Annotated in this window: 7 protein-coding genes; 2 read left to right on the top strand and 5 right to left on the bottom strand. The window is 70.8% G+C overall.

Going from position 1 to position 6338, the window contains the following annotated elements:
• The first annotated feature begins 380 nt into the window (after nt 1-380).
• Nucleotides 381-989 carry a hypothetical protein gene (locus D7Y13_RS36595; RefSeq protein ID WP_120537905.1) on the top strand — a complete coding sequence of 203 codons (609 nt, stop codon included), beginning with the start codon at nt 381-383 and terminating at the stop codon, nt 987-989.
• A 21-nt stretch (nt 990-1010) separates the two neighbouring features.
• Here the strand turns inward: D7Y13_RS36595 and D7Y13_RS36600 are convergent, their stop codons facing one another.
• From D7Y13_RS36600 to D7Y13_RS36610, 3 genes are read right to left on the bottom strand one after another with little or no spacing between them, the layout of a single operon-like run.
• Nucleotides 1011-2000, bottom strand: a complete 990-nt coding sequence (locus D7Y13_RS36600) for a hydrolase (RefSeq protein ID WP_120537904.1) — start codon at nt 1998-2000, stop codon at nt 1011-1013.
• Nucleotides 1997-2329 (bottom strand): YkgJ family cysteine cluster protein, encoded by a 333-nt coding sequence (locus D7Y13_RS36605; RefSeq protein ID WP_120537903.1) that lies wholly within the window; start codon nt 2327-2329, stop codon nt 1997-1999. The genes D7Y13_RS36600 and D7Y13_RS36605 overlap by 4 nt, the downstream gene beginning before the upstream one ends.
• A 9-nt stretch (nt 2330-2338) precedes the next feature.
• A complete protein-coding gene (locus tag D7Y13_RS36610) occupies nt 2339-3478 on the bottom strand; it encodes a hypothetical protein (protein ID WP_120537902.1) in 1140 nt (379 codons plus the stop codon).
• Nucleotides 3479-3600: 122 nt separating this feature from the next.
• Between D7Y13_RS36610 and D7Y13_RS36615 the strand changes: the two genes are divergently transcribed.
• The gene (locus tag D7Y13_RS36615) at nt 3601-4566 is read left to right on the top strand and encodes a ferritin-like domain-containing protein (protein WP_147444546.1); all 966 of its coding nucleotides are present in this window, start codon (nt 3601-3603) and stop codon (nt 4564-4566) included.
• 109 nt (nt 4567-4675) lie between these two features.
• Here D7Y13_RS36615 and D7Y13_RS36620 read toward each other — a convergent pair whose 3' ends face one another.
• Both D7Y13_RS36620 and D7Y13_RS36625 read right to left on the bottom strand, forming a co-directional pair.
• Nucleotides 4676-5632 (bottom strand): GNAT family protein, encoded by a 957-nt coding sequence (locus tag D7Y13_RS36620; protein ID WP_120585942.1) that lies wholly within the window; start codon nt 5630-5632, stop codon nt 4676-4678.
• Nucleotides 5633-5675: 43 nt separating this feature from the next.
• Nucleotides 5676-6335 carry a hypothetical protein gene (locus tag D7Y13_RS36625; RefSeq protein ID WP_120630952.1) on the bottom strand — a complete coding sequence of 220 codons (660 nt, stop codon included), beginning with the start codon at nt 6333-6335 and terminating at the stop codon, nt 5676-5678.
• Between the last annotated feature and the right edge of the window lie 3 nt (nt 6336-6338).

The raw sequence follows: 6338 nt of genomic DNA on the forward strand, positions 1-6338 counted from the left end.
GGGTAGGACGGGCGGGTCGGGGCAGCAAGGCAGTGAGGTGGAGCAAGGCAGCAAGCAGGACGCTGTACGGGGCTGTGCGACGGGATGGGGCAGTGCGCAGGTTGGGGGAGTTCGGCAATGCGGTCGCGGTACGCCGGACGGGAGTGAAGGGCAGGGACACACGCAGGGCATGTCGGTGCGGGGCAGTCGCGCTCGATCCTGATGGCAGTTCACGGGGACGCGGCCGCCGGTACTCGGCAGGGATCAAAGGCGGGAGTGGAGTGGCGGGTCGGGGGGAAGCAAGAGACGTCGGGTTCCGTGGATGGGTCGCTCTCGGGAGCCGGCGCGCCTCGCAAATCTCATCGCGGTGGACCGCGGTGTCTGGAACGGGGAGAAGCCTCATGGGAGCGGTGTCCATCGTCACCGCGGCATTGGTCGTCCTGTCGGCGCACACGGCCATTGCCCAGACGCAGGAACTGCGGCGCCGCACGAGTGATCCGGAACGCCTCGCACCCTTCGGTCTGATGCTCGACGCGGGCATGCCCGAAGGCGCGGGACTCTCCGCGGTCTTCCGGCCTTCGCCTCACGTCCGCCTGCACATCGGTGCCGCGCACAACGGATTGCGCGGTGCCGCGCGCGCGGGACTCACGCTGCTGCCACTGCGCGGAACCTTCTCGCCGTCGCTGTCGCTGGAGCTCGGTCACGCGCAGGCCGCGAGCACCGAGACCCTCAACCGGCGACTCGCGGATCGCACGCTGCTGCCCGCCTCATCCATGGAGCGCGTGGGCTACTCGTACGCCAGCGCCCACCTGGGTCTGGAGTTCAACGCCACGCGGCGGCTCAGCTTCTTCGTGCGCGGCGGCATGAGCGTCATGGAGATGGCGGTTCCCAGCCTCCAGAAACTCGACGAACCGTTCCGCGACGCGCTGACGCCCGTGGAGACGAAGTCCTGGGGTATGCGCGCCCTGCAGCCGTCCGCGAAGCTCGGCTTCGCCCTCTTCTTCGGCTGACCTCGCGCGGCCGAGCAGGCGCTACGTCGCCGCCAGCCGCTTCGCGAGCACCTGTTCGAAGAACACCAGCGCCTGGTTCTCGGCCCAGAAGGACGGCCGGAGCAGGCTGCCCGCGACGAAGCCCACGTGGCCGCCATACTCGGTCAACACCACGTGGATGAACGGGTTGTCCGGCGCCGACAGCGGAACCACCGGGGACTCCAGCATCGGATCGTCCGCGGCGCTCAACAGCAGCGTGGGCCGGCGGATGTCTCCCAGGTGGGGACCCGAGGACGCCTCCCGGTAGTAGTGCGCCGCGTCCTGGAAGCCATGCATCGGTCCGGTGACGACGTCGTCGAACGCCCGGAGGGTGTACGCCGCCTGCATCCTCTTCAGATCGAACGCACCCGGGAATCGTTGGAGCTTCGCGCGGGACTTGCTCTTGAGCGTGCGCAGGAACCGCTGGCGGTAGAACCAGAGGAAGCTGTCCCCGCTGTCCAGCTTCCGGCAGCAGGCATCCAGATCATACGGCGCGCTGATGGACGCGGCGGCGACCACCGGGGCCGAGTCGCCCGTCTCCTCCAGGAGCCGGCACAACACGTTGGCGCCCAGGGAGAAGCCCACCGCGAGCATCGGACCGGTGATGCGCGCGCGCACGTCCTCCATCACGAGCAGCGTGTCGTTCGTGTCCCCGGAGTGATACGCCCGCGCCAGCCGGTTCGGCTCCCCGCTGCACGAGCGGAAGTTGATCGCCGTGGCGCCCCAGCCGCGCTTCGCCGCGCCCCGGAGCACCTCGGTGACGTAGCCCGCCTGGGAGGAACCCTCCAGGCCATGCAGCACCACCACGTGCGGCGCGCCCGTCGGACCATCGAAGCTGTCCAGGTCGACGAAGTCCCCGTCCGGCAATTCGCGCCGCTCCCGGCGCAGGGGTGGCGAACGGGTGGGCCGCGCGAGCGAGGCGAAGATGGTCTGCGCGTGCGCGCCGCGAAGTCCCGGCGCGGGAATGAACGGTTCGGTGGGTTGGAACTTCACGTCACGTCTCCCTGCACCCGGGCGCGTCCCGACAGGCCCGCCACCGCCCGCGCCGCTCGCATGGAGGCGCAGCCGGAGGTCCTCACGGCCTCCGCCTCGCCGGTGAGCTGGAACAGGGCCAGGTAGTTGTGCACGCGCTCCTCCAGCGTGGGCGCTTCGATGCGGCGGCACACCTCATCCGCCGCGTAGTCCCGGCACACCTGGGGCCTCCGCTCGTAGACGGTGCACAGGTTGTCCGCGTCCAGGTGCGGGCAGCGAAGCCCCAGGGGCTTGTCCAGCGCGGCGATGTCCGGCGCCACGCAGCAGGCGCCACAGCAGGTGCACTCCATGCAACTCCCTCAGCGGCGGATGGCCTTCTCGACCTTGCCCAGGTTCGTCACGGTGAGCGTGACGCCCTGGCCCTTCTTCCACCCGAGGAACTCGTCCTCGCGCGTGGGCTCCACCACGTGTTCCTTCACGCCGTCGTCGTCATAGCGCACGCTCACGCGGTAGGACTCCTCGCGTCGCACCCGCTCGTTCGTTCCGGCCGTCAGCTCCGGCCAGCGCGGCGCATCCTCGGTGCCCTTCAGCTCCCGCTGATCCACCTGCTTCCACGCGTACGTGTCGTAGGTGCACTGCTGCGAATAGACGGGCTCGTTGCGGTAGCGCGTCTCCGTCTGGCAGTCCTCGTAGGACTCGTTGCAGTACTTCGTCTCGTCGTGGCAGATCTCCTCGGCGAAGCCGTTGCCCTTGTCGCGGCGCCGGCACTTCTCCTCGGTGCCACATGCCACCTTGCGGGTCTTCGTCCGGCACACGCGCTCGGTGCCATCCGCGACTCTGCGCGTGCCGCGCTGGCGGGACACGCAGTCGCGGATGTTCGTGACGCCCGGCACCTCGCCCGCGCCGTTCACCGGCATGCGCGGGGCGGTGGTGCTCAGCTCATCCCGCCAGCCCGTGCGGGCTTCCGGGAGGAAGCGCTCCTGCACCACGGCGCGACGCCAGCTCGTGGCGGTGACTTCTCCCTTGAAGTCGTGCGTCAGGTTGCCCCACGCGCCTATCGCGCAGGTGCCGAAGCAGCACGAGCCCAGGACGCCCGCGACGATGAGCGCGATCTTCTTCCAGTTGCTCGGCTTGGGCGCGGGCTTCGGCGGCGGCTGGGGGGACAGGTCCGCGATGCGCGCGGCCTTCGCATCCGAGCCGCGTTCGGCGGAGCACTGCCGGCACGCCTTGGCATCACCCCGGTTGGAGGCGCCGCAGTAGGCGCAGAACCAGTCCTCGCCCGCGCCGGCCAGGTCCAGGGCCTGTTCGTCGGTGACGCCCTCGCGGGTGGACCTGCCGGAGGCCGCGTCCACGTCACCGAAGTCGAACTCCGACTCCTTGCCCGTGAGCTCGCGTGGGTTGTTGCACGAGGGGCAGTTCTTGTGGCGCGCGGGGATGTTCTTCGCGCCGCAGGACGTGCAGTTCCAGGTGCCCTCGATGATGCGCCTTCGTTCCGCCATGGGGGCGCATCCTAGGGGACCTGTCGCCTCCTGACACATCCGGGTTAGGGTCTCCGCCCATTCCCACCGGGCCGGAGGTGGGGAGCCAGGCCGGTTTCCAGGACGGAAACGCGGAGGTTCCCATGTCTCGTCGGACGCTGGATGTGATTCCGAAGCATCGGATGCTGCGCCGCACCCTCTACGGCCTGCTGTTGGCCGCGCCCCTGCTGCCCCTGGGGGTGGGCTGTGGAAACGGGGAGGGTTGTGGCGATGGCCCCACCTCCCTCAGTGGGGGACTCATCGCGCTCAACGCGGATGGGAGCCTTCCGAGCAATCCGTCCTGCGACAGCTGCCCCGACCAGGGTGAGGACGGTGCGCAGCCCACCGGCTGCTTCGCGAAGGAGTCGTCGTCCGTGGGTAGGGCGGAGTTGCTGTGCAGCTATGTCACCTGCTCCAACGACGGTCGTCGGCCGGAGGGGCTGCGGGAGGCGCTCGTGTCGGAGTCCGGCGGGGCCATGGGCGCGCTCTTCGCGCATGCGGCCTGGCTGGAGGCGGCATCCGTGCCGGCGTTCCTGCGGCTCGCGGACGAGCTCAAGGCGCACGGGGCGCCGGAGGCCCTGGTGAAGGCCGCGCGTCGCTCCGCGGGAGACGAGGTCCGCCACACCCGTGCGATGCAGTCGCTCGCCGAGCGCCATGGCGCGCTCCTGCCCGACGTGGACCTGCCGCCCTTCCAGGCCCGTTCGCTGGAGGAGATGCTCCTGGAGAACGCGGTCGAGGGCTGCGTGCGTGAGACCTTCGGGGCCTTCGTGGCAGGCTGGCAGTCGCGCACCGCGCAGGACCCCGAGGTGCGCGACACGCTGCGCGCCATCGCGAGGGATGAAGTGCGCCACGCGGAGCTGGCGTGGGCCGTGGATGCGTGGGCCCACCAGGAGCGACTGACGCCGAGGCAGCGGGCGCGGTTGCTCCAGGCGCGGCGGGATGCGCTGCGCGTCCTGGGAGAAGAAGTGGAGGGGCACCGGCCGCCGGAGCAGCTCATCCGCGAGGCGGGGATGCCTTCCCGAGAGCAGGCCCTGACCCTGTTCCAGGGCCTCGCGGGACTGGTGGCGTAGTCACCGGAAACGTGCCGCCGCCCCGCGCCGCGTTCACCGCGCTGGCGGCGGAACGCCCGCGCTCCGCCCTCACGCACCGGCTGCTGACGGCGGCGGTGCGGCCGTGACGTCACACCCAGAGGGCGCGAGGGAAGGGGACCTCCGGCGCGGGGGGCATGCCCTCGCGCAAGGGCCGCAGCATGGGCAGCGACCCGTCCCGCTGCACGCGCACGGTCCCGGGCACGCCCGCGAGCAGCGGCGCCGTCGCGGCTTCCTCCCACCACACCACGCGCTTGAGCCCCGCGTGGTGTGCCACACGACGCGCCTCCGCGAGCAGGGCCTCCGCGTCCGACGCGTCCCGCGCATCCAGCATCAGCACCACCAACTCGCCGTAGCGGGCCATCATCGTCCACAGCGCAGTGGAAGCACCCACCACCGCGCCGCACGTCCGGGGCCGGGGCCTGTCCAGCAGCTCCGCGTAGATGCGCTCCCGCTCCAGGTGCCAGTCCACCTGCGAGGCCGTCGGCCACAGGTAGAAGGGCACCTGGGGCCGGCGCATCCGCTCCAGCGCCCGCGCCACGTCCGTCTCCTGAAGCCCCCCGTCCACCGTGCGTCCCCCCGGCGCTTCCGAAGCGTCCAGGTGCCAGTCCCACGCCGGCACCTCCACGTACCCGGAGCGGCGATACAGCGGCGCCCCGACGTCGGAGAACAGGACGACGGAATGCGGACGCGGCGCCACGCGCTCCAGCTCCAGGGCCACCGCGTCCATCAACCGCGTGGCATGTCCCTGGCCGCGCAGGTGGTCCTCGGTGAAGACGCTGGCGATGGCATAGCTGTCGCCCTGCGCGAAACGCCCATCCCCGCCGCGCAGGAAGCTGTCGGTGCGGAAGGTCTCGCACGAGGCCAGCACCGCGCCGTCGTCTCCCAGCCACAGCCAGGTGCTCATGGCCTCGCGGCTCCACGGGTGGGCCCGCAGCCGCGCCTCGCGCTCCTGGTACTGCGGCACGCTCAGCGGGGAACCCCACGCGGCATGGGTGACGGCGTCGCGCGCGGCCTTCTGCGCGTCGGTGGCGAGTGCGAGGGGCATGGTGCCGCGCAGGCTAGACGCGAGGCGCGCCCCGGCGCGAGCGCTACAGCCGCGTGCTGTACGGGAAGCGGAAGTGGAACTGCAGGTACGCCTGCCCCACGTGGAAGATGCCGTCGCCCAGCTTGTCCGGCAGGCCCAGTCCGCCCAGCTCCTGCGGCACGTAGAAGGTGGACTCCCAGCCCACGCTGATGAGGAAGCTCTTCGCCAGCTGGAACTCCAGGTCCGCGCCCACCTCCGCGCCGGGCCGGAGGAAGTGCGTGTCCGGCAGCGTGTCGGAGAAGATGTACGCGTACGACAGCACCAGCCCCGCGCCCACCGTGAAGCGCACCGGACTGGACGACAGCGGCAGCCCCAGGCCCAGCGGCTTGAACGTGATGCCGTACATCCCCGTGTCGCGGTACTTCGGCGAGATGATGAACGAGTCCGGGATGAAGATGGACGGCGAGACGCGGATCTCCTCCACCTTCGTGGCCTGCTTGCGGTAGCGGTTCGGGATGACGCGCTGGTTCTTGCGCAGCCACTCCTTGTCCAGCACCGCGTCCACCGACAGCTTCAGCCCCGTGTGGATGGGTTGATCCTCGAAGACGGGCCCGAAGAACATGAACACCGCCGGGCCCACGCCCACGTCCACCGGCACGGTGACCTTCTGGGCCGCCGGAGCCAGGGCGGGCCACAGCAGCAGGGTGCTCAGCAGCAGGGGCAGGGC

Origin of the sequence: Corallococcus praedator (genome assembly GCF_003612125.1) — a bacterium.
Taxonomy (GTDB): domain Bacteria; phylum Myxococcota; class Myxococcia; order Myxococcales; family Myxococcaceae; genus Corallococcus; species Corallococcus praedator.